Annotated in this window: 14 protein-coding genes, 1 tRNA gene, 1 other RNA gene and 1 other annotated feature; of the genes, 1 reads left to right on the forward strand and 15 read right to left on the reverse strand. The window is 29.5% G+C overall.

The features are described from left to right. Positions 1-305: 305 nt before the first annotated feature. The 6 genes from KQI18_RS03265 to KQI18_RS03290 form a co-directional block, all read right to left on the reverse strand. Complete coding sequence (locus tag KQI18_RS03265) at positions 306-695, reverse strand: YkvA family protein (protein WP_330654348.1); 390 nt, start codon at positions 693-695, stop codon at positions 306-308. 80 nt (positions 696-775) lie between these two features. Next, complete coding sequence (asnA, locus tag KQI18_RS03270; protein WP_216466207.1) at positions 776-1,774, reverse strand: aspartate--ammonia ligase; 999 nt, start codon at positions 1,772-1,774, stop codon at positions 776-778. Positions 1,775-1,846: 72 nt separating this feature from the next. After that, positions 1,847-2,096: a binding site (T-box leader), on the reverse strand. A 104-nt stretch (positions 2,097-2,200) separates the two neighbouring features. Then, positions 2,201-3,397, reverse strand: coding sequence for a MalY/PatB family protein (locus KQI18_RS03275; protein ID WP_216466208.1), 1,197 nt, complete (start codon positions 3,395-3,397; stop codon positions 2,201-2,203). 335 nt (positions 3,398-3,732) lie between these two features. Further along, complete coding sequence (locus KQI18_RS03280) at positions 3,733-4,920, reverse strand: DUF3798 domain-containing protein (protein ID WP_216466209.1); 1,188 nt, start codon at positions 4,918-4,920, stop codon at positions 3,733-3,735. 276 nt (positions 4,921-5,196) lie between these two features. Continuing rightward, positions 5,197-6,489, reverse strand: coding sequence for a branched-chain amino acid transport system II carrier protein (gene brnQ / locus KQI18_RS03285; protein WP_216466210.1), 1,293 nt, complete (start codon positions 6,487-6,489; stop codon positions 5,197-5,199). Positions 6,490-6,602: 113 nt separating this feature from the next. Next, entirely contained in the window at positions 6,603-7,247 is a 645-nt protein-coding gene (locus tag KQI18_RS03290; protein ID WP_216466211.1) for a pentapeptide repeat-containing protein, read from the reverse strand. 300 nt (positions 7,248-7,547) lie between these two features. Here KQI18_RS03290 and KQI18_RS03295 point away from each other — a divergent pair, with 300 nt between their 5' ends. After that, the gene (locus KQI18_RS03295; RefSeq protein WP_236887605.1) at positions 7,548-8,870 is read left to right on the forward strand and encodes an NCS2 family permease; all 1,323 of its coding nucleotides are present in this window, start codon (positions 7,548-7,550) and stop codon (positions 8,868-8,870) included. A gap of 188 nt (positions 8,871-9,058) precedes the next feature. On the opposite strand, the gene KQI18_RS03300 is transcribed toward KQI18_RS03295, so the two are convergent. The 9 genes from KQI18_RS03300 to KQI18_RS03340 all read right to left on the reverse strand — a co-directional run bounded on the left by KQI18_RS03300 (position 9,059) and on the right by KQI18_RS03340 (position 19,669). Continuing rightward, the gene (locus KQI18_RS03300) at positions 9,059-9,886 is read right to left on the reverse strand and encodes a DUF169 domain-containing protein (RefSeq protein WP_216466213.1); all 828 of its coding nucleotides are present in this window, start codon (positions 9,884-9,886) and stop codon (positions 9,059-9,061) included. Between the two features lie 18 nt (positions 9,887-9,904). Beyond that, complete coding sequence (locus KQI18_RS03305; RefSeq protein ID WP_216466214.1) at positions 9,905-10,663, reverse strand: energy-coupling factor transporter transmembrane component T; 759 nt, start codon at positions 10,661-10,663, stop codon at positions 9,905-9,907. Continuing rightward, positions 10,664-12,112 carry an ABC transporter ATP-binding protein gene (locus KQI18_RS03310; RefSeq protein WP_216466215.1) on the reverse strand — a complete coding sequence of 483 codons (1,449 nt, stop codon included), beginning with the start codon at positions 12,110-12,112 and terminating at the stop codon, positions 10,664-10,666. Between the two features lie 31 nt (positions 12,113-12,143). Continuing rightward, a complete protein-coding gene (locus KQI18_RS03315) occupies positions 12,144-12,701 on the reverse strand; it encodes an ECF transporter S component (protein ID WP_216466216.1) in 558 nt (185 codons plus the stop codon). Positions 12,702-13,050: 349 nt separating this feature from the next. Further along, positions 13,051-14,064: a UDP-glucose 4-epimerase GalE gene (galE, locus tag KQI18_RS03320; protein WP_216466217.1), complete on the reverse strand. Its 1,014-nt coding sequence runs from the start codon at positions 14,062-14,064 to the stop codon at positions 13,051-13,053. Between the two features lie 84 nt (positions 14,065-14,148). Beyond that, positions 14,149-16,470: a hypothetical protein gene (locus KQI18_RS14115; protein WP_236887606.1), complete on the reverse strand. Its 2,322-nt coding sequence runs from the start codon at positions 16,468-16,470 to the stop codon at positions 14,149-14,151. 72 nt (positions 16,471-16,542) lie between these two features. Then, positions 16,543-18,795 (reverse strand): SPOR domain-containing protein, encoded by a 2,253-nt coding sequence (locus KQI18_RS03330; protein WP_216466218.1) that lies wholly within the window; start codon positions 18,793-18,795, stop codon positions 16,543-16,545. Between the two features lie 308 nt (positions 18,796-19,103). Next, positions 19,104-19,451: RNase P RNA component class A (rnpB, locus tag KQI18_RS03335), an RNA gene on the reverse strand. 143 nt (positions 19,452-19,594) lie between these two features. Then, positions 19,595-19,669: transfer RNA gene (locus KQI18_RS03340), tRNA-Thr, on the reverse strand. Between the last annotated feature and the right edge of the window lie 194 nt (positions 19,670-19,863).

Genomic DNA, 19,863 nt, shown 5'->3' on the forward strand with positions numbered 1-19,863 from the left:
CATTTTCATTACATTTTTAACAAATATAACGACATTTTAACAAGTACAATACCTTTATCATAGTAAATTTATTCAATCTAGTCAAGATTATGAATTATTTTTCTTAATTTATAATATATCGAATTTTTTTCAAATAGTATTAAAAATATAAATTTAAAATATTATATATAGATACATTTCAATATAATATATAGATACATTTACAATAAGATAATAAGAACGTGAAAAAGCTAAATAGGGATATGATTTAAAATCTAGAAGCTTTTTCAAGATTTAAATCACATCCCTATTATTTTTTATTCTAACTATTCATCATCATCTTTAACTTTATAATTCACATTATCGATTACATTTGGATCTCTGGCTTCTCCAATATTCTTCTTATACTTCTGAATTTCCTGACTCATTATTCCTAAAAACCAAATCAAAAGTAATATATCATCTATAAAACCAAATCCACCGAAAACTGATTCTGGCATAAAATCTAACGGAGAACCAAAGTATGCTAAACTAACTACAAATGATCCTATTACCTTTAATTTACTAAAGATATTAGTTCTGCTATCAAATAAAAAATCAGGCAATTTAATTATATCTACAAAGAATAAAAGCCCAAACTTTGCATTTTTAAATCTTACAAGTATACATTTAAAAAAGTTTAAAACCATGTTTATTATATTAATGAATATATTCACATTTATCACCTCGTTAATCTCTGATGTATTTATTATAACCTATAGAGGTGTTTTGATAAATATAGACTTGAAATAAAATTTTATAGTAATCTAACTCCAGATGCCTTACATTCATCTATCATTTCCTGTGGCCATATCCCGACTTGAACCTCACCAATATGAGCCTTTCTTAAAAAGAACATACAAATTCTAGACTGTCCTATACCTCCACCAACTGTGTACGGTAGTTCGCTATTAAGAAGCATCTTGTGATAATCGAGTTCTTTTCTATCTTGACACCCAGTTACATTTAACTGTTTTTCTAGTGTATCTTCGTCAACTCTTATCCCCATTGATGATAACTCTAATACTTCGTCTAAAATAGGATTGTAGAATAATATATCACCATTTAACTCCCAATCATCATAATCCGGACTCCTTCCATCATGTTTTTCACCTGATGTTAATGTAACTCCGATCTGCATCAAGAATACAGCCTTCTTCTCTTTTACTATTGCATTTTCTCTTTCTTTTGAATCTAGATCCGGATACATATCTAGTAGCTCTTGAGATGTCATAAAGTAAATTTCATCAGGTAGTATACGTTCAATATCGTATAAATCGCATACAAACTCTTCTGTATTTTTAAATACTTTGTAAATTCTGTTCACTGTATTTTTTAATGTATCTAAATTTCTACTTTCTTTATCTATTACAAATTCCCAGTCCCATTGATCTACATATAGAGAATGTATATTATCTAATTCTTCATTTTTTCTTATGGCATTCATATCAGTATATATACCGCTATCAACTGGAAAACCGTATTTCTTGAGAGCAAGTCTCTTCCACTTTGCAAGAGATTGTACTATTTCAGCATTTCTTCCCATAAAAGGTATATCAAAATTCACTGCTTTTTCTCCGTTAAGATTATCGTTAGCCCCAGTCTCTGGCAGAACAAACAAAGGTGATGATACTCTTGTTAAGTTTAATTCTTTACTTATATTAGATTCAAAAAAGTCCTTTAACTCTTTTATTGCTATCTGAGTTTCTAAAGTTCCTAAGTTACTTTTATAACCTTTTGGTATTATTTTTTTCATGTATCTGCACTCCTTTTCTCGTTATAATTTTATATCTTAGAAGTTCCCAATAAAAAAAGCCCTTCATCCCTACAAAGGGACGAAAGGCTACTCTTCCGCGGTACCACCCGAATTAGTTTATAAATAAACTCTCTTTCATGCACAGAATTACTCGATGCACTCCAATCTTATAACGGTTTGGTTCCGTCTAAGCCTACTAACAAGATGCTTTCGGTTAGAAACTCCGGGATGTTCTTCAATACAGATATTGTTATTGGTCTTTCACCGTCACCAACTCGCTAAAACGCAGCTCTATATTTACTCTTCCCTTCAATGTCTTTATCAGGTCTAATTAATTCTTATTGACTATAATAAGATATTAATTATCTTTTGTCAATACATTTTATTTTGAATTTTATAAATATTGATTTAAACATATTAAATAATTTATTTATTTAATGAATCTAATGCTTTTTTTATTCGCTCTAAGCATTCCTTAAGAATCGATCTTGGACAAGCAGCATTAATTCTCTCAAATCCAATTCCCTCTTTGCCAAAAATATATCCCTCATCTAATAGAACATTAGCTTTTTTAAACATTAAGTCTTCGAGATCAATTTCATTTAATCCAAATGCATTTAAATCAATCCATACCAAATAAGTTCCCTCAGGATATATTAACTTGGCTTTTGGAATATTGTTTAGCAAAAATTCTTTAATAAATTCAACATTTTTATCTAAATAATTATTTAGTTCGTCAAGCCAATCTTCACTTTCATTATATGCAGCAATAGCAGAAACTATTGCAAAAGGATTAGGAGAGCTTACTCCTCCAGTTGCAACTATTTCATGCTTATATCTCTTTCTGAGCTCAGCGTTGTTTATTATTATATTTGATAATTGCATTCCTGCTAAATTAAAAGATTTGCTTGGTGCTACGCAAGTCACAATTTTATCCTTATAATCGCTGCAAAGTAATTGTAGTGGTGTATGCTTTACTCCCTTTCTAATAAGATCTGAATGTATCTCATCAGCCACTATCCAAACATCATGTTTTTTACAAATCTCTACAACCCTTTTTAGTTCTTCTTCACTCCAAACCCTACCAACTGGATTATGAGGACTGCACAATATTAAAACTTTATTGTTTGGGTCTGAAGCTTTTTTGTCTAAATCCTCGTAATCCATTTTATATGTACCGTCCTCGTAAATTAAAGAATTATTAATGACCTTTCTATCGTTATTCTCAATTTTATTAGTAAAAGGATAATAAACAGGTTTTTGTATGATAACACCTTCTGAAGGTTTTGTGAGAACTCTAACAAGCAAAGCTATCGCTGGAACAACACCTGGACTAAAAACAACACATTTTCTATCAATATCCCAATCAAATCTTCTCTTGTACCAATTACAAAATGCATCAAAATACTTGTCTGAATTATTCGAGCTGTATCCGAAAATCTTGTGGTCAACTCTGTGATGTAGTGCTTTTATAATCGGATCTGCACATTCAAAATCCATATCTGCTATCCAAAGAGGAAGACCATCTTTTTGTGCCTTAGGTGAGCAATTAGTCCTAAAATCCCACTTAACCGAATCTGTATCTATTCTATCTACTATTTTATCAAAATTATACTTACTCATGATAATACCTCCAATATACGTTTTATATATAATTATAATATAAGATTTTAAATATAGATTTTAAATCTTTATTTTTATAGTAAACATTCTAAATGAAAGTGCGCAAAGCCGTAGATACCAAACTAATTATAAAAAAATCAGGTAATTTACAACACCTGAGTAAACAATTATTTTGCTTTTATAAAATCCATATATACAAAGTAGTTTTCCTTTATCACCCCAAGGAATTGACCAACCAAACATATAAATGCTCAGTTATGCGAAAATCAAAATCGTACCGATAATTTTGTCATAGCTTAACTGTTTAATCTATATGTTTGGTGGAAACGATGCCTTTAATATATTATTGGATCTAGTCCCATAAGTTGATAATTATAAATCGTATCACTATAATCTTCAAATTTTGTGCCAACTCCGAATTTAGTCTCGGCATAAGCCTCTAAATACTCTTCATTACAAACATCTTCTTGAGTTAGATCCTCAGTAACCATTTCTGCTGCAAGTTGTGTGGCAAACATAGGTAAGAAAACATCATAAGGCATTATATAACCGCCAAGTCTACTAGAAAGACCATATTTTTTTGCCCCTTCACTTATTTTATCATTTAACTTCTCGTAGTTTTGCTCATCTTTTTTAGCAACCTTAAATCCCATCACTTCTGGATAGCTCTTTGTAGGATCTGGTGTACTTTGTTCAGCCACTATGTATTTTAAATCTTTTGCTTTGTTTAAAATAACGGTATCTAAATCTTCATTTGCACCAAAAATATTTATATCTTTGCCATATTTTTTAACTTGGCTTTCTATATTTTTTTCTAAAGAATTTTTCATTGTTTTCTTTTCTTGTTCACCGGAATAATTTGGAATTCCTATTTCAACAAAACCAATTTGTTCATTTTTACATGCAACTTTAATTTGTTCTTTTCTCTCAAGTATTTTTTTATCAGTTAAATCATCTGGTGTTGAATAATGAACAAATGTCCTAGCTCCTAACTTTTTAGCTAACTTGACCATTGAAATAGCCCTTTGTTTTGGGTTTATTCCAAGATTTACGTCTACAAACTCACTTAAATCATTTACACTTTCTCCCATAGGAGCTGATATTGTTAAAACTTCTGGTCTTTTTTCTTTTACACTCTTTAGAGCAGGTAAAAGACCTGGCTTATCTGTAGCGACTACAAATGCTTGTACTGTTTTATCTTTAGTATAATCTTTAATTTTCTTTTCAACTTGAGATGGATTTTTATCAAAATTCTTTGGAAGAACTTCGTGAATTATCTCTTGTTTTGGCTTCTTCTTACCTTTTTCATCTTCACTATCTTTATTTTTCTCTTTAAACTCTTTTACTACTGTATTTACAGCATTGTATTGATCTTTATTTTCATTTTTACTTTCTGTAAATACTATTACTTTAAAGTCCCTTATTACTTCTTTTTTATCTTTATTCTTTGTCAATATACTACATCCTGATGACATGACTACTAATGTCATTGCCATCAACAATGCCGTAACTTTTTTAAACATATTTATAAAGCCTCCTGATTGCATCAAATTAATACATAGTTATATTAGTTCATTTAAAACAACTATCATATAATTTTATCATATTTTATATTAAATTTATATAGAAATGAATAGACTTAATAAGTGTCATGATGATAAAACATGCTATTATAATAAAAACCCATGAAGTATCAAAATTATTCTTTGAAAACTTCATGGGTTTATATAGCACTTTACTATTATATAAATTAAATTTTTACAATATAAATCAAGTGTCTTTAAATTTAGTGTAATAAATTAACTTTGCACTTTTGGGGAGTTTGTACCGCTTTTTATAAATGCCCCAATTACTCCAAATATTAACGCTGGAATAACCCAGTTAAAACCTAAATCTGTAAGCGGAATATTATTTATAAATCCACATGTACCAGTTAAACTATATAGTATATTAAACATACTTGTTGCTAGTGTTGCATACGCAGCACCTTTAAACGCATTATCATTTTTAATATGAGAACCTGCAAGAGTCATGAGAACTAGCACAAGAAGTACTGGATAAACTAGTTGAAGTATTGGTACAGAGAATTTAATTATAAAGTCAACTCCAAGATTAGCTATAATTGTACTTGCAATACATATGCCTATTACATACTGCTCATACTTAATCTTAGTTATTCCTGCAAAGTAGTTTGATATTGCTGAAGTAAGCCCTATTGAAGTAGTCAAACAAGCAAGGGCAACTATAAGACCAAGGATGGCCTTACCTGTATATCCATATAGTAAGTTTGTAATCTCCACTAATAATGAAGCTTGTGGTACATCTGTTCCAAACATTGTAGATACCGTGGAACCTAAATACGCAAGACCTCCGTACACAAGGCCTAAAAAAATACATGCTACAACCCCAGATTTAATAGTCATACTAATTTTTTCTTTTTCATCTGTATACCCTTTATGTGCTAAAGAAAGCAACATAATCGTGGCCATAGAAGCAGCACCAAGTGCATCCATTGTTTGATACCCTTGTGTAAATCCTTCGGCAAATAAATTTCTATCTATCAACTGTCCTGGATTTGGGTCTGCTATTGGAGTTATAATACCTTTAATTATCAATACAAATAATACTAACAACAAAGCTGGTGTTAAAAACTTACCTATTATATCTATTACTTTTGATCCTTTTATTGTTAATACAAGTGTTAGTGTAAAGAAAATCACCGAGCTGATTATTCTAGCTACACTTCCGAAGTCCCCAATTATAGGCATTACTCCCATCTCATAGGTAGTTGCTGCTGTTCTTGGTATAACAAGTAATGCGAGGCATGAAAGAGCTGCGATACTAATTATTCTTGCCAATGTTTTGCCTGATCTCGATAGTATATCATCGAGACTTCCCGAACATTTTGCCGAAGCAATTATAACCAAAAGCGCTATACCAGCATCAGCCAACACAAATGCAAATATTGACAATAGCCAATTCTGTCCAGACACTAAGCCTAAATACGGTGGAAACAATAAATTACCGGCTCCAAAGAACATTGAAAAAAGCGCAAATCCCACGATTATAATGTCTTTCATCTGTTTACTCATAAGCCAACCTCCGATCCCAAATTTTATTTTTTAATCCCAGAAATAAATTATAATACAATTTGCAGAATTGTGTCAATATTTTAGATTTCATTAAATTTTCAGTCAAATATATTTTATTTAATTTTAATTCCCATAAGTTTAGTAAAATCTAAAGCTTGAGCAACACTGCATTTAACACCTCTTATATCTTCAATACGAACTTCCATGTCTTCTGCATTGCTAGATGATAAATCCAAATTTTTTAGTTTTGTTCCTGTAAAAATAGCTCTATTTAATTCTACTTGATCTAAAGCAAATTTTTCATTTTTTACCTCTTGAAATATAGCTTCAGAAAAATCTGATTGAATTAAATTCAATCCACTGAATTTTGAATATGAAAAATTAGAAAATCTAGCCATAGAATTTTCAAATACTACATTTTTAAAAAAAGAATCATCAAATCTAGTTCCTAAAAGCTTGCAATTTTTAAACTCAACTCTATATATACTACTGTCGCTAAATATACAGTTAGAAAAATCACAGTTTTCAAATACTACATCTAAAAGATCTAATTTTTTTAAATCGCAATCAATAAATACAACATTTTTAAATATACAGGAGTCAAAACTTAACTTTAAATTATCTAATCCTTCTATAATCTTATCCTCAACCAAACTACATTCTATTTTATTGTCTATAACTAATTGGTCGTAAATGTTCTCAATCTCAGTAAGTACCTCAGATATTTTTGGCTTATCTATATTTATTAATTTGACCACTTAAATATCCCTCCTAATTTTTAAAACTATTAATATAATACTTGAAAAATGAGCAAAATACTATAATAAAAAGATTTTTATATGTCTAAAATCAATATAACAAATAATTTATCAAAAGTTTAATAAATATTCGATTTCTACTCTAAAATCCGAATATTATTTTATATATAATCTTAATTTAGGCTTTCAAGAGTTTTAAACACGAATATTATCTGTTTTTTTGTTGCAAATAATCTCATTTTGGTTTATAATACAAAATATAAAGAAAAAGATTTTTATTAAATGGAGGTATATGAAATAATGACAAATAATAATAATGGTCAGTTTTCAGTTTTTTTGGACAACCACTTTAAAATAAGCCAACGTGGATCGAGTGTTAAAACTGAAGTAATTGCCGGAATAACAACGTTTTTAACAATGGCGTATATAGTTTTCGTAAATCCAGCAATACTATCGACTACAGGAATGGACAAAGCAGCACTTATAACAGTTACTATATTAGCATCGGCAATAGGTACATTACTTATGGCATTAGTATCAAACGCTCCATTCGCATTAGCCCCTGGTATGGGTCTAAATGCATTTTTTACTTATTCATTGGTACTAGGAGCAGGTATTCCTTGGGAAACAGCTTTAGGAGTTGTATTTTTATCTGGATGTGTTTTCTTGGTGCTAGCTGTTACAGGACTTAGAAAAGCAATAGCGGATGCAATTCCAAAAGATTTGGCACAGGCAGCAGCTGCTGGTATCGGACTTTTTATATCTTTTGTAGGTCTTCAAAATATGGGCTTAATAGCAGGTAATGAATCAACACTTGTAGCGATGGGGAAATTTACTCCTACAGTTCTGATTTCAGTATTTGGACTTGCCCTTATGGCTATATTAGAATATAAAAAAGTTACAGGTAGTATCCTTATAAGTATAATCGTTACTACTATTATATCAATGATATTAGGATTTACAGAACTTCCAAATGCTATAGTTTCACTTCCACCAAGTATAGCACCGATTTCATTTAAATTAGATATTATGTCTGCCCTTAAATTTTCATTAATTGGGCCAATTTTCTCTTTTATGTTTATCGATTTATTCGACTCATTATCTCTATTAATTACATGTTGTAAAAAAATGGGACTTGAAGATAAAGAAGGAAATATAGAAGGATTAAATAAAATGCTTTATGCTGATGTATCAGCGACTATAATAGGATCAGTTTTAGGTACAAGTACAGTTACTACATACGCTGAGTCAGCTTCAGGAATTGCAGCAGGTGCAAGAACTGGACTTGCTTCATTAGTTACAGCATCACTATTTATACTAGCACTGATATTTACTCCAGTTTTAGGAATAGTTCCTACTTATGCAGCTTCACCAGCATTAGTTATGGTAGGTGTTTTTATGTTCCAAAACATTAAGGATATAGATTTTGCTGATATGAAAATAGCAGTTCCAGGATTCTTAACAATAATTATGATGCCACTTACTTACAGTATTAGTACAGGATTATGTTTCGGATTTATATCTTATGTAATTATGCATTTAATAGCAAAAGAAACAAACAAAATAAGCATTACTCTTTGGATAATAGGTATATTGGCAGCAGTAAACTTGATGTTAGCTTAATCCTAAGATAACATAAATTTTTTTTAATTTTAATTTGATCATTAGTACGAATACAAACTTAAAAGTGTGACAGGATAAGTTTGTTAAAGCGGTGTAGCATTCATTTGCTACACCGCTTTTAATATTATTTATCATAATAAAAATGCCAAGAATATTGTTTTAAAAATATTTCTCGGCATTTACAAATATTATTTAACATCATAAGTAATAAAACTAGCATCCTTATTTTTTTCTTTAAATCTTTTTTCAATCTCCTCTTTCTTATCTACATTATCAGTAGTATTAAGTGTCGCCAATACACCCTCTACAGTGCTTGTAAATCTTTCAAAAGGCAGTCCTATTGCCATTTCTTCTGATTTCCATTTAGCTAAAAATCTAGTACTCGGACATAGTGTTGATATGTTCATACGACCTTCTATATAAGGTTCTACAGTTACTTCTGAACAAATACCTTGCATAGCAGCCAAAGTAGAATTTATCCTTTCACCTGTATGATATACGTAGCCTTGTTGTAATCTCATAGCTTGATATGGATTCACTATTAATATTACAACATCTGGAGTTATTTCAAAATCCTCTAAAGGGCCAACTGCTATACCATAGGTTGGGGCTCCAGTTCTATAAAGCCCTTTGACACCCTCTCTAACTCTTCTAGCAGCTGCTTGAGTAGCATATAAGTTGTAAGAAAAATACTCAGCTCCTGATTCAATTCTTGGAGTCGATGGCTCTAGAGCTAGTGCTGTTGTACCACCATCACAATTTATATGTTTTAATCTTGCTTTAAATGACATACCTCTTGTCGCTTTTTCAACCATGCAACAGTATGCAAGTTGTGAACCAGGCTCTCTCCAATCAATATCATTGTATTCATCTTCAGTAAAAAGAAGCTTTACCCCTACAGGTTTTCTTTGCATATATAATATGCAATTTAAATCTTCACAGTAATCCTTTATAAGATCTGTATTAAATTTATCTTGTGGAAATCCATAAGAAATAGCTTTGTGCTTTATAGGCATTATTACCCCTCCTCTTATTTATGTAACAAACTTAAGACCTAAATTAGTTAGTCCGAAATGTGTAAGTATTATTGTAACTAAAAATACTATTAAAATATAACTAATAGAATATAGTATTTCATTTTTTTGTAAAGTTAGTTTTCTATAATAAGTCCTATTTTTAGTTTTGTTAAATGCCCTTGTCTCCATAGACATCGATATTCTTATTCCTTTACGTACTGCTGTAGCCATCATAGGAATAATATAACTCTTAGTATTCCATAATCTAACTAAAAAATTTTTACTTACCTCTACTCCCCTTACTTGATGTGCATGTTTTATTATTTCAAATTCTTCTTTGAATGTAGGGAGAAATCTATATGCAGTTAAAAAAGCAAATGCAAATTTGGGGCTAACTTTAAAGTATTTTATTAGGGATATAACCAATTCTGTTGGATCAGTAGTCTTTACAAATATAGCAGAATAAACACTAATTAAAATTATTTTAAAACTTAATCCTAAAACAGAGATAAACATTATCGGTTGTTTACTTATAAATCTCGCAAACAGTATAAATCCCATATATCCTATAGACATAATAACAAATACTCTAACTGATTTAAATAGATCCGTTAACTTCAAATTACTAAAAAAAGCTACTGTAATTAAAGCTAGTAATATTAATACAATTGGTAAAAATGGCAAAAATTCAAATGATCCAATTAATGTAACTACTATCAAAACAAGTATTTTTAGAAATGGATTCATCTTATCTATTAATTTAGCTTTTTCATTCATCTATATAATCCTCTCGCCAAAATAAAGATTTTTTATTTTGCTTACATCTCTACCACAGTACTCAACTTGTCCTTTATTAAGATAGATTAACTTATCGCAACATCTTTCAACCATATCCATGTCGTGAGTAATTATTAGTATTGAAGTGCCACTTTTATTAATTTGATAGAGTAAATCAATCAATTTAATTAGGTTTTCTCTATCTTGTCCGTATGTAGGCTCATCTAATATTAATATTGGTTGTCCATTAATCATCATACTAGCTGTACTAAGTCTCCTTTTCTGACCTTGACTTAGGGTAAAAGGATTTGATTCCCTATTATTTATTAAATTAAATTCTTTTAAATAATTATCAGTTTTCTCTTTAACGACATCCTCACTATTTCCTCTAACTTCTAAACTTAAAGATAGCTCTTTTTCTACAGTCATCTTTATAAATTGATGCTCTGGATTTTGAAAAACCAATCCCATGTGATCACCAATTTCTTTAACATTCATATTATATATATTTTGTTCCTTTAATAATATCTCTCCCTTAGAAGCTTTAATAAAACCGATCAGTAATTTTGATAATGTAGACTTTCCAGCCCCATTGTGACCAACTAATGCTGCTATTTCACCTTTATATAATGAAAAATTAACATTATCAATTACATTCTTCCCTTCATCATACGAATAACTAAGGTTCTGTACATCTAAAACAGTCTCATTATCTAAATTAGTATGTTGTCTTTTAGGATATTTAGAATTATTATGATATTGTTCAATAAAATTATCTACTTCTAAATCACTTGTTTTTTTATCGTTAAGTTCAATTACTTTATCTATTACATCTTTAAAATCATCAATATTATGCTCAATTATAATGATGGTTTTTCCCATATCATCTCTAAGCTTTTTGATAAGTTCTACAATTTGTATAGTCGAAATTGGATCCAAATTAGCAGTCGGTTCATCCATTAGTATTAAATCAGGATCCAAGGCTAAAATAGACGCTAAAGCTACTTTTTGCTTCTCACCACCTGATATTTTATTCAATGAAGCGTATTTAAGATATTTTATCCCCACCAAGTCCAGTATTTCATCTATTATTTCTTCCATCTTTTCTTGTTCTACATTTAAATTTTCTAGTCCAAATGCAATTTCATCTTCAACTGTAAATGTGCATAACTGGCTATCAGGATCTTGAAACATGTATGCTATTTCTCCTGAAATTTCTTCTGCGTTATTATGCTCTATATTATATCCATTGTAGATAATTTCTCCACTCATTACACCCTCTACAGTTTCTGGTATAACTCTACTTAGACACATAAGTAATGAACTTTTACCACATCCACTTTTACCAGTAATTAAATTTATAGTATTTTTCTCTATACTAAAGTTAACGTTTTCAAAGACAATTTTATCTTCAGGAAATTTGAGGCATAAATTCTTAATTTCTAACAACTATGTACACCTCCTTAATTATATATTTTAACTATTTTTTATTTATATTAAATCCACTCAACACACCTGTAGAATTTAGAGCTTTTCCAAGCACAATTGTAAATCCTGCTCCAAATATCACAGCGCTTATTATTCTAATTACAATCATAACAGGTAGTAATCCAGCATACAGATCTAGACCAAATATAAAGTAGTCTCTAGTTGTTACTAGCAAAGTAGCTAATATTGCCGCCAAACTCATATTTAAGTATGAATAATTTTCATATTTTTTTGTTGCAAGCACTGCTTCAACACCTAATCCTTGTAGAGTAGATGCTACTATAATATGTATTCCATACGGGCTTCCCATAAGTAAGTTTATAACTCCAGTAAATAATGATCCCATTAGAGCAGATCCAGGCTTTCTCACTATATACACTGATAGCAAAGCTGATATAAAGTAAAGTCCACCAATTATATCTCCACCTACCGGCCCAGCTATAGCTTCTAAAGGTTTGTATATACCATCTAAAAATGTAAATACTACTCCTATTATTGCACTAAGCATAGCCACAACAACTATTTCCTTTAATTTCAATTTTTTATCCATTTTAACCCTCCTAATGTTCGACTTTTCGTCGACAAATTTCAATAATCTATACCAAATATCATTATATAAAATATAGTAAATTTTGTATCCAAGTATATAAAATTTCTATATACTAATATTTAACCATTGTTTTTTCATATAAACTAACAAATTTAGCTTAGAGCACCTATAATTTTAATACTATCTGCTCTACAGGGACCATATCAATGGCAATCTGATTTTGGGTTGAAATCATACTATGAAGTTAATCTAAGTAAATATAAAATCATAAAAAAGCATCGATTTACAGAAATCTTATTTCTATATATCGATGCTTTTATTTTATAATTTTATATAACTATTTAAACAACTAATCTACATAACCGTTTGGATTCATTTTTTGCCATCTCCATGAATCCTGACACATTTCCTTTATTTCATATTTAGCTTTCCAACCAAGCTCTCTTTCTGCTTTTGAGGAGTCCGCAAAGCAAATTGCTACATCTCCCTCTCTACGTTCAGTTATTTTAAATGGAATTTCTTTTCCACTAGCCTCTGAGAAAGCTTTTACTAAATCGAGAACACTGTATCCTTTGCCAGTACCTAAATTATAGATAACAAGACCAGGCCCTTCTTTCAATTTTTCAAGAGCTTTAACGTGCCCAGAAGCTAGATCTAATACATGAATATAATCCCTAACACCAGTACCATCATGAGTTGGATAGTCTCCACCAAATACACTTAGCTCTTGCAATTTACCAATAGCTACTTTAGTTATATACGGCATTAAATTATTAGGTATACCATTAGGCTCTTCACCAATTCTACCACTTTTATGCGCTCCTACAGGATTAAAATATCTAAGGAGAGCTATATTAAAAGATTGATCAGATTTATATATATCTTTCAACATTTCTTCTATTATTAATTTAGTTCTGCCATAAGGGTTAGTTACAGAAAGTGGAAAGTCTTCTAAAATAGGACAAGTATCTGGCTCTCCATAAACTGTTGCTGATGAACTAAATACAAAATTTTTCACATTAAAAGCTTTCATTAAGTCAAAAAGTACCAATGTACTTATAAGATTATTGCTATAGTATTCTATTGGTTTTCTAACAGATTCTCCAACTGCTTTTAGTGCCGCAAAATGTATTATGGAATCTATTTTATGATTTCTAAAAACTATCTCCATTTTCTCTTTATTAGTTGCATCAAAATCATAAAATAATGGTTTTCTACCAGCTAATTCTTCTATCCTATCTACAACAATTTTATTACTGTTGCATAAGTTGTCTACAATAATAACATCATGACCTGCTTCTAATAATTCTATACAGGTGTGACTCCCAATATACCCTGCGCCTCCGGTTACTAAAACTGTCATTATCTTACCTCTTTTCTAATCTTTGATTCCTATATATAATTCTACCATTTATTACATATGCGGACTACTTTTTTTAATGATAGATTATATTTCATCTAGTAATTCTTTAATATCGTCATCTATATCTACATCAAAATCCACTTCATCTAAATCAGGATCTAGCTCATCGATATCTACGTCAATCTCTTGATATGCCATATCTATGCTTGACTCATCATCTATATCCATTTCTGTTATTAGCTCTCCTAATATACTATCATCTTCGTTTATATCGTCGACAGTTTCTTCTTCTATTAAGTTCGCTTGTATTTCTTTATCTAAATCAATTTCTATATAACACATATCGACTCTATTTTCAGAACTCAAATCTAGAAATTTATATTCAGCGTCCCAAACACTGTAATTAACATTAGTAGTATTTTTACCAATAAAAAACTTATTATTATCTAGACTACTTATTCCTCTATCAATAAGGTTATTTAATCTGTTTAAAACATCTTTTCTTCTTAAATTAGTTTGCTCATTTATTGGCAATTGTTTAAATACATATGTTTCTGTTATCTTTTCAAAAAGTATTTCTTTTATATCGTCATTATCTATTCTCACATAAGTTTCCTTTAGTGAATCAAAAACTTTCCTTACTGAATTGCTAACTTCTTCGATATAGTTTGGGTACATATCAGATACAAAATGATCTAATCGTTTTGATGCTTGTCTTAAAAATATTTCTAATTTATCGCTATCAGATTCTTTAAGCAATCTATGATTGTATTTTTTATGCTCATCTTCTGATATAACAAATATTATTTTGTTTAGACTATCTTCTATTTGATTTAAATGTCTATAGAATTTAACCAACAGGTCTAAAACTACATTTTTAATGCTAGAAATGTTGGAAGATATGGCATCATTTAATACTACATCAAATTCACTTAAAATTGCCTCATTTTGTGCATAGATTATTCTAGGATAGTAAGCAGAAAGTAAATCCAAATCATTTTTTTGTTCTTGTATATCTCTATATAATCTATTGACTAAATCAATCCTGATTTCATCATTTAAGTCTTTAGCTAATTTCGAATCTAGCTCTTCTTTTACATAGTACATTTTTGAAAAGAAATTGTATACGAGCATATCATTCATTGATTTTGCCCAATTATCATATATTTCTTCTGTAGAAGAATCTTTTAACATTTCCTTTTTAGAGAGGCTAAATATATCTGTTATGAGTTTCTCAGTCATAGATTTTCTCAAATACAAACTTACAACTTGATTGTTAAAAATAATTTTCGTCTCTACATAGCCTTTATTATGTAAATTCGCTTTATTATCCACAACTATATCCATAATTTTATCGCCATCAATAGAAAGTATGTCTAATCCTTTGTACTTAGAAATTTTTAGACTTTCTTTAAAATGTTCAATTAAAAACGGCGTATGGTTTGCCGTATAACCTACTTTTTCATCTTCAATATTTCTTAAAGTATCAATTTTCATTATTTCTCTATTTTTATCATTTATGTATAGATTAAAAACATTATTTCCATCATAGATTATAAGATCTTTATCAATAGAAATCTTATTACAGTCCTTTTCATTAACCGTAATTAATTGTTTTTTTGTCTTTTTATTTACAAAAATTAGTTGATCTTGATATCTTATCATCAATGTGTTCGAATTTTTGTAATCATTGCCATTTATGCTGCCAGTAATTTTACAGAATACCACATCTGATTCAGGTGGTAAATTACCTATTTTATTATTGTACTTTATAATCTCACTTAAATTTGACGTGATTATATTTTTTATATCATCATTAAAAATAGTAATCGATCTTGCAACAATTCCTAGTCTTTCAATATGGAAATATCCTTTTAAAGATATACAACCTTCTTCAATAACTTCTCTCTCAATATCAGAAAAGTATACTTCAAATCTATTTTTTCCACCCATAAAAACAAACTTTTCATGATCACAGTTTATGCCACCCATAAAATTTTTTGATCCATTTATACTTAGAATAGTTTGACTATCTTTTATAGTAAATATAAAGTCCCTCTGATTAGCACAAATCATTTCGTAATCTACTACCCCTAAAACCAACTTTATATCTGCTCTTGCTCTTTTTCTAGTTTCATTTTCTTCTATATAAAATGAGAAGCCTATCCCTTCTACAAATATCTCGTTTCCCTTTAAATAAGAAACCAATTTTTCTTTATTCTCAGAAAAACTGTATATATACTTAAGTCCATCTAACTCTTCTAAATCTGAGCCTTCACCGATTATTATATTTCCTAAATTAGTTATAAATAGATTTTTATTTATTTTAGAAAACCCATTTATCCCTTTTAGATCAAAATAATCTGAAGATAATTCATAAATAACTTTCTCGCCTAATTTTAACATAATTACACACTCCTAACAGATATTTGTAATTACAAAACATCACTAACCATTAAATAATAATTTACACCAATATTATTGTTGAAGTTCACTGTAAAGATCATCCAAGTTTTTAGAGTATTCTCTATAAGCAGAACCAGATTTTCCCCTTAATTCGTCTTTAAGATCATCATACTCTTCTTTTAACTCTTCACTAGACATATTCTTAACTGATTTTTTGAACTCCCCTAATTTGTAATCATAATATTTGTCATATTTAGCTATGTATGTATCTATTGATCTTTTTGCAAGTTCACTAGTTCTTTCACTTGCTTCATTATAATCAACATAATCACCTGCATCTATTTTAAAATATCCATTACTTTTAACTATTTTAGATTCTATTCCTTTTGAAGCATATTGCTCTTGTGCTTCTTTTGCACTCGCTTCAGTATTATGCGCACCCGCATATACTCTATAGTATTCACCGCCGCCATCTTTTAGAGCTTCCATTTCTTTAGCCTTTTTCTCTTCAGCTTCTTTTGCTTTCTTTTCAGCTTCAGCTTTTTCTCTTGCTTTCTGATCTGCTAAACTTTCCTTATTTTTATTTTGTGATTGCGTTTGTGATTTTGTTTGAGTATCTTTTGTATTGTTTGATACACTTAAATTATCTCCCTTATTTCCTCCAACAGTTGTAAAGTACATAACAACTACTACTGCAACTACAGCAACAGCAATTATAGCATCCCTTACTCTTTTTTTCTTTGGAACTCTTTCTTTTTCTTCATCATTGTAATCTTCATACTCTTCACTAGACTTACTAACATCTTCATCTATCATTATATCTTCAGATATTATTTCGTCTTCTGTATAAGTTGAATCATTTGAATTCGAGCTATCTTCAAACTTTTTATCAAATTTAGTCAAATCTTCAAATCCGATTATGTGCCCATCTTCATCTATAGAAGTATTCATTCCATCTTCTTCAATGCTATCGGCTAATTCAATAAACTTATGTTTTTCATTTCTATTACCATTTCCTTCTTCATTTTTTCCTGACGATTTTAGGAAATCTAACTCTTTAAATACTTTTGTTTCCTCTTGATCAGCATTTACATTTTTAATTTGTTCTGTGGTCTTGTTGCTATCTTTTTTTTCTATAGCAATTTCTCTAATAGAAAAGCTATCTTTAAAATGTTTGTTTTTATCTGCATTTTTTATCATATAAATATATTCATCAAGATCAATATTATTAAAATTGGCTACATTTTTTACTGCTATTTTAGAGTTTAAAATTTCATCAAAATTCCTTTTAATAATATTACATGCTTCTTTCCATACTTCTAGATTTATAACGGTTTCATCCTTAATTATATATTTCATATAGTCCCTAAAGTTCTCTTCACCAAATTCTCCAATAGCTACTAATCTCATTGCCCCCTCAATTAGATCTCTGTTCTTTTTATTCAAAAATTCGAGAATAATCGATGCAGCAGCAAAATCAATTATACCTTCTTTACCAAATCCAAAAGCTTTCTCATCAGATAAGTCTTCTAATTTCAAGATTTTTTTATACTCATTAGCTATGTATTTATCTAAATTATCTGTATTAAGTCCTCCAAGTTTAGTTAGATACGTAACTTCAACGTCGTTTAATCCTGAGTGTTCTCTCTTATCTTTTGATTTAGTATCTATATCTTCAGAAACAAGTTCCATATCTTCTTCATAGTCTAATTCATCATCCGTAAAAGTATCTCCTACATACTCTCCCCTTGGACTTGACAATATCTTGTTTACACATATGATTATTTCTTTTTTAAGATCTCTCTTTACTTTTACATAATCTAAATCGTATATAAACTCAAACTCATCTCTATCCAAGCTTATTTTCCTAAATAATATATTTAAAAGATCTTTATATAAATTTAAAACTTTATAATCTTTTTCTAATCTTCTTTTTTTCTCGTGGATTTCCATCTTATCATAAGCTAGGAAACTTCTTAGATCATCTACCTTAAGTAATTTTATATCCTCTTTCATTGCTTTATTTACGTACTTTCTACATTTTGCAGTGATTAATTCAAGATCTTTTTCTAATTCATCTATATTGGGTATGTACTTATCATTTATCCACTTGCCGATTAAAGGTTCTATGTTTCTAGATAGGGTTTTATAGAACAGTATATTGAATTTAAGAAGTTCAACATATTTACTTTCATTTAAATCAACTTTTTCAAATTTTTTATTTAGAGTAGCATCTAACTTTTCATTTATTTTAGTCTCTTGTTTTAAAAAATTTGATGCTACATTCAAGACTGTATTTTTTATTAAATTATTATTTTCTACCAAGTTCTTCACTCCTTAACAACGTATTTTTACTGTAATCTATGTCAATTGATCTTATTAACTTCATCGCTTAATTAGATTATTGCATACTTATTCATATTCCATTATAACATATCATATTTTTCATATAACTATTTTATTATAACATTTTTTTTATACATTCCTCTTTATAAGTATAACATTTTTCAACGGTGTTAAATTAATTTATATTCAATTTTTATGGTTTTTAACGCAAATACTACAAATAAAAAAACTGCCTACAATAGAAATCTATAAATTCCATTATTAGACAGTTTTCAATCTTATTTATTAGTTCAAGCAAATCTATAAGCGGAGTTCTGTATTCGATAATCATCTTTCTAGGCTTATCGTCGCCGATAAGCTCAAGCAACCTACCTACCGGAGAGTACGAGCAGCACTCTTTAATCCTATCTTGGTCTTGCTCCAGGTGGGGTTTACATAGCCGACTAGTCGCCTAGCCGCTGGTGAGCTCTTACCTCGCCTTTCCATCCTTACCATATAAATATGGCGGTTTATTTCTGTTGCACTATCCTTAGAATCGCTTCCACTAGGCGTTACCTAGCACCTTTGCTCTATGGAGCTCCGACTTTCCTCAAGTATTAAAAATAATTAATACTTGCGATTATCTGACTTACTTGAATAACAAATTATTTTTATTTCGTTTGTTTTGTTTTTATCTTCCAATTATATTATAACATTAAGAAATATAATTAGAACTTAGATCTTTTGGTATAATTTATTGGTTTAAAATAAAAAAGATTATGCATAAACACAATCCATTTGGAGCTGGTGATAGGAATCGAACCTACAACCTGCTGATTACAAGTCAGCTGCTCTACCGTTGAGCCACACCAGCACATGTTCATTTAGTAGTACAAAATACTGTTAGTACTCTAAAAACTACACATATATTTTAGTAAATCATCTAAAAATCAGGTCAAGTCCTCGATCTATTAGTATCAATAAGCTCCATACATTGCTGCACTTCCACCTTTGACCTATCAACCAGGTAGTCTTCCTGGGATCTTAACCTTGCGGTGGGAAATCTTA

Source organism: Metaclostridioides mangenotii, assembly GCF_018917235.1.
GTDB lineage: Bacteria > Bacillota > Clostridia > Peptostreptococcales > Peptostreptococcaceae > Metaclostridioides.

What these genes read in the sequence shown, in the direction of transcription:
- asnA (WP_216466207.1), bottom strand. Translation starts at nt 1,774, where the DNA reads ATGAAAAAAATAATACCAAAAGGTTATAAAAGTAACTTAGGAACTTTA.
- KQI18_RS03275 (WP_216466208.1), bottom strand. Translation starts at nt 3,397, where the DNA reads ATGAGTAAGTATAATTTTGATAAAATAGTAGATAGAATAGATACAGAT.
- KQI18_RS03280 (WP_216466209.1), bottom strand. Translation starts at nt 4,920, where the DNA reads ATGTTTAAAAAAGTTACGGCATTGTTGATGGCAATGACATTAGTAGTC.
- brnQ (WP_216466210.1), bottom strand. Translation starts at nt 6,489, where the DNA reads ATGAGTAAACAGATGAAAGACATTATAATCGTGGGATTTGCGCTTTTT.
- KQI18_RS03295 (WP_236887605.1), top strand. Translation starts at nt 7,548, where the DNA reads ATGACAAATAATAATAATGGTCAGTTTTCAGTTTTTTTGGACAACCAC.
- KQI18_RS03300 (WP_216466213.1), bottom strand. Translation starts at nt 9,886, where the DNA reads ATGCCTATAAAGCACAAAGCTATTTCTTATGGATTTCCACAAGATAAA.
- KQI18_RS03305 (WP_216466214.1), bottom strand. Translation starts at nt 10,663, where the DNA reads ATGAATGAAAAAGCTAAATTAATAGATAAGATGAATCCATTTCTAAAA.
- KQI18_RS03315 (WP_216466216.1), bottom strand. Translation starts at nt 12,701, where the DNA reads ATGGATAAAAAATTGAAATTAAAGGAAATAGTTGTTGTGGCTATGCTT.
- galE (WP_216466217.1), bottom strand. Translation starts at nt 14,064, where the DNA reads ATGACAGTTTTAGTAACCGGAGGCGCAGGGTATATTGGGAGTCACACC.
- KQI18_RS14115 (WP_236887606.1), bottom strand. Translation starts at nt 16,470, where the DNA reads ATGTTAAAATTAGGCGAGAAAGTTATTTATGAATTATCTTCAGATTAT.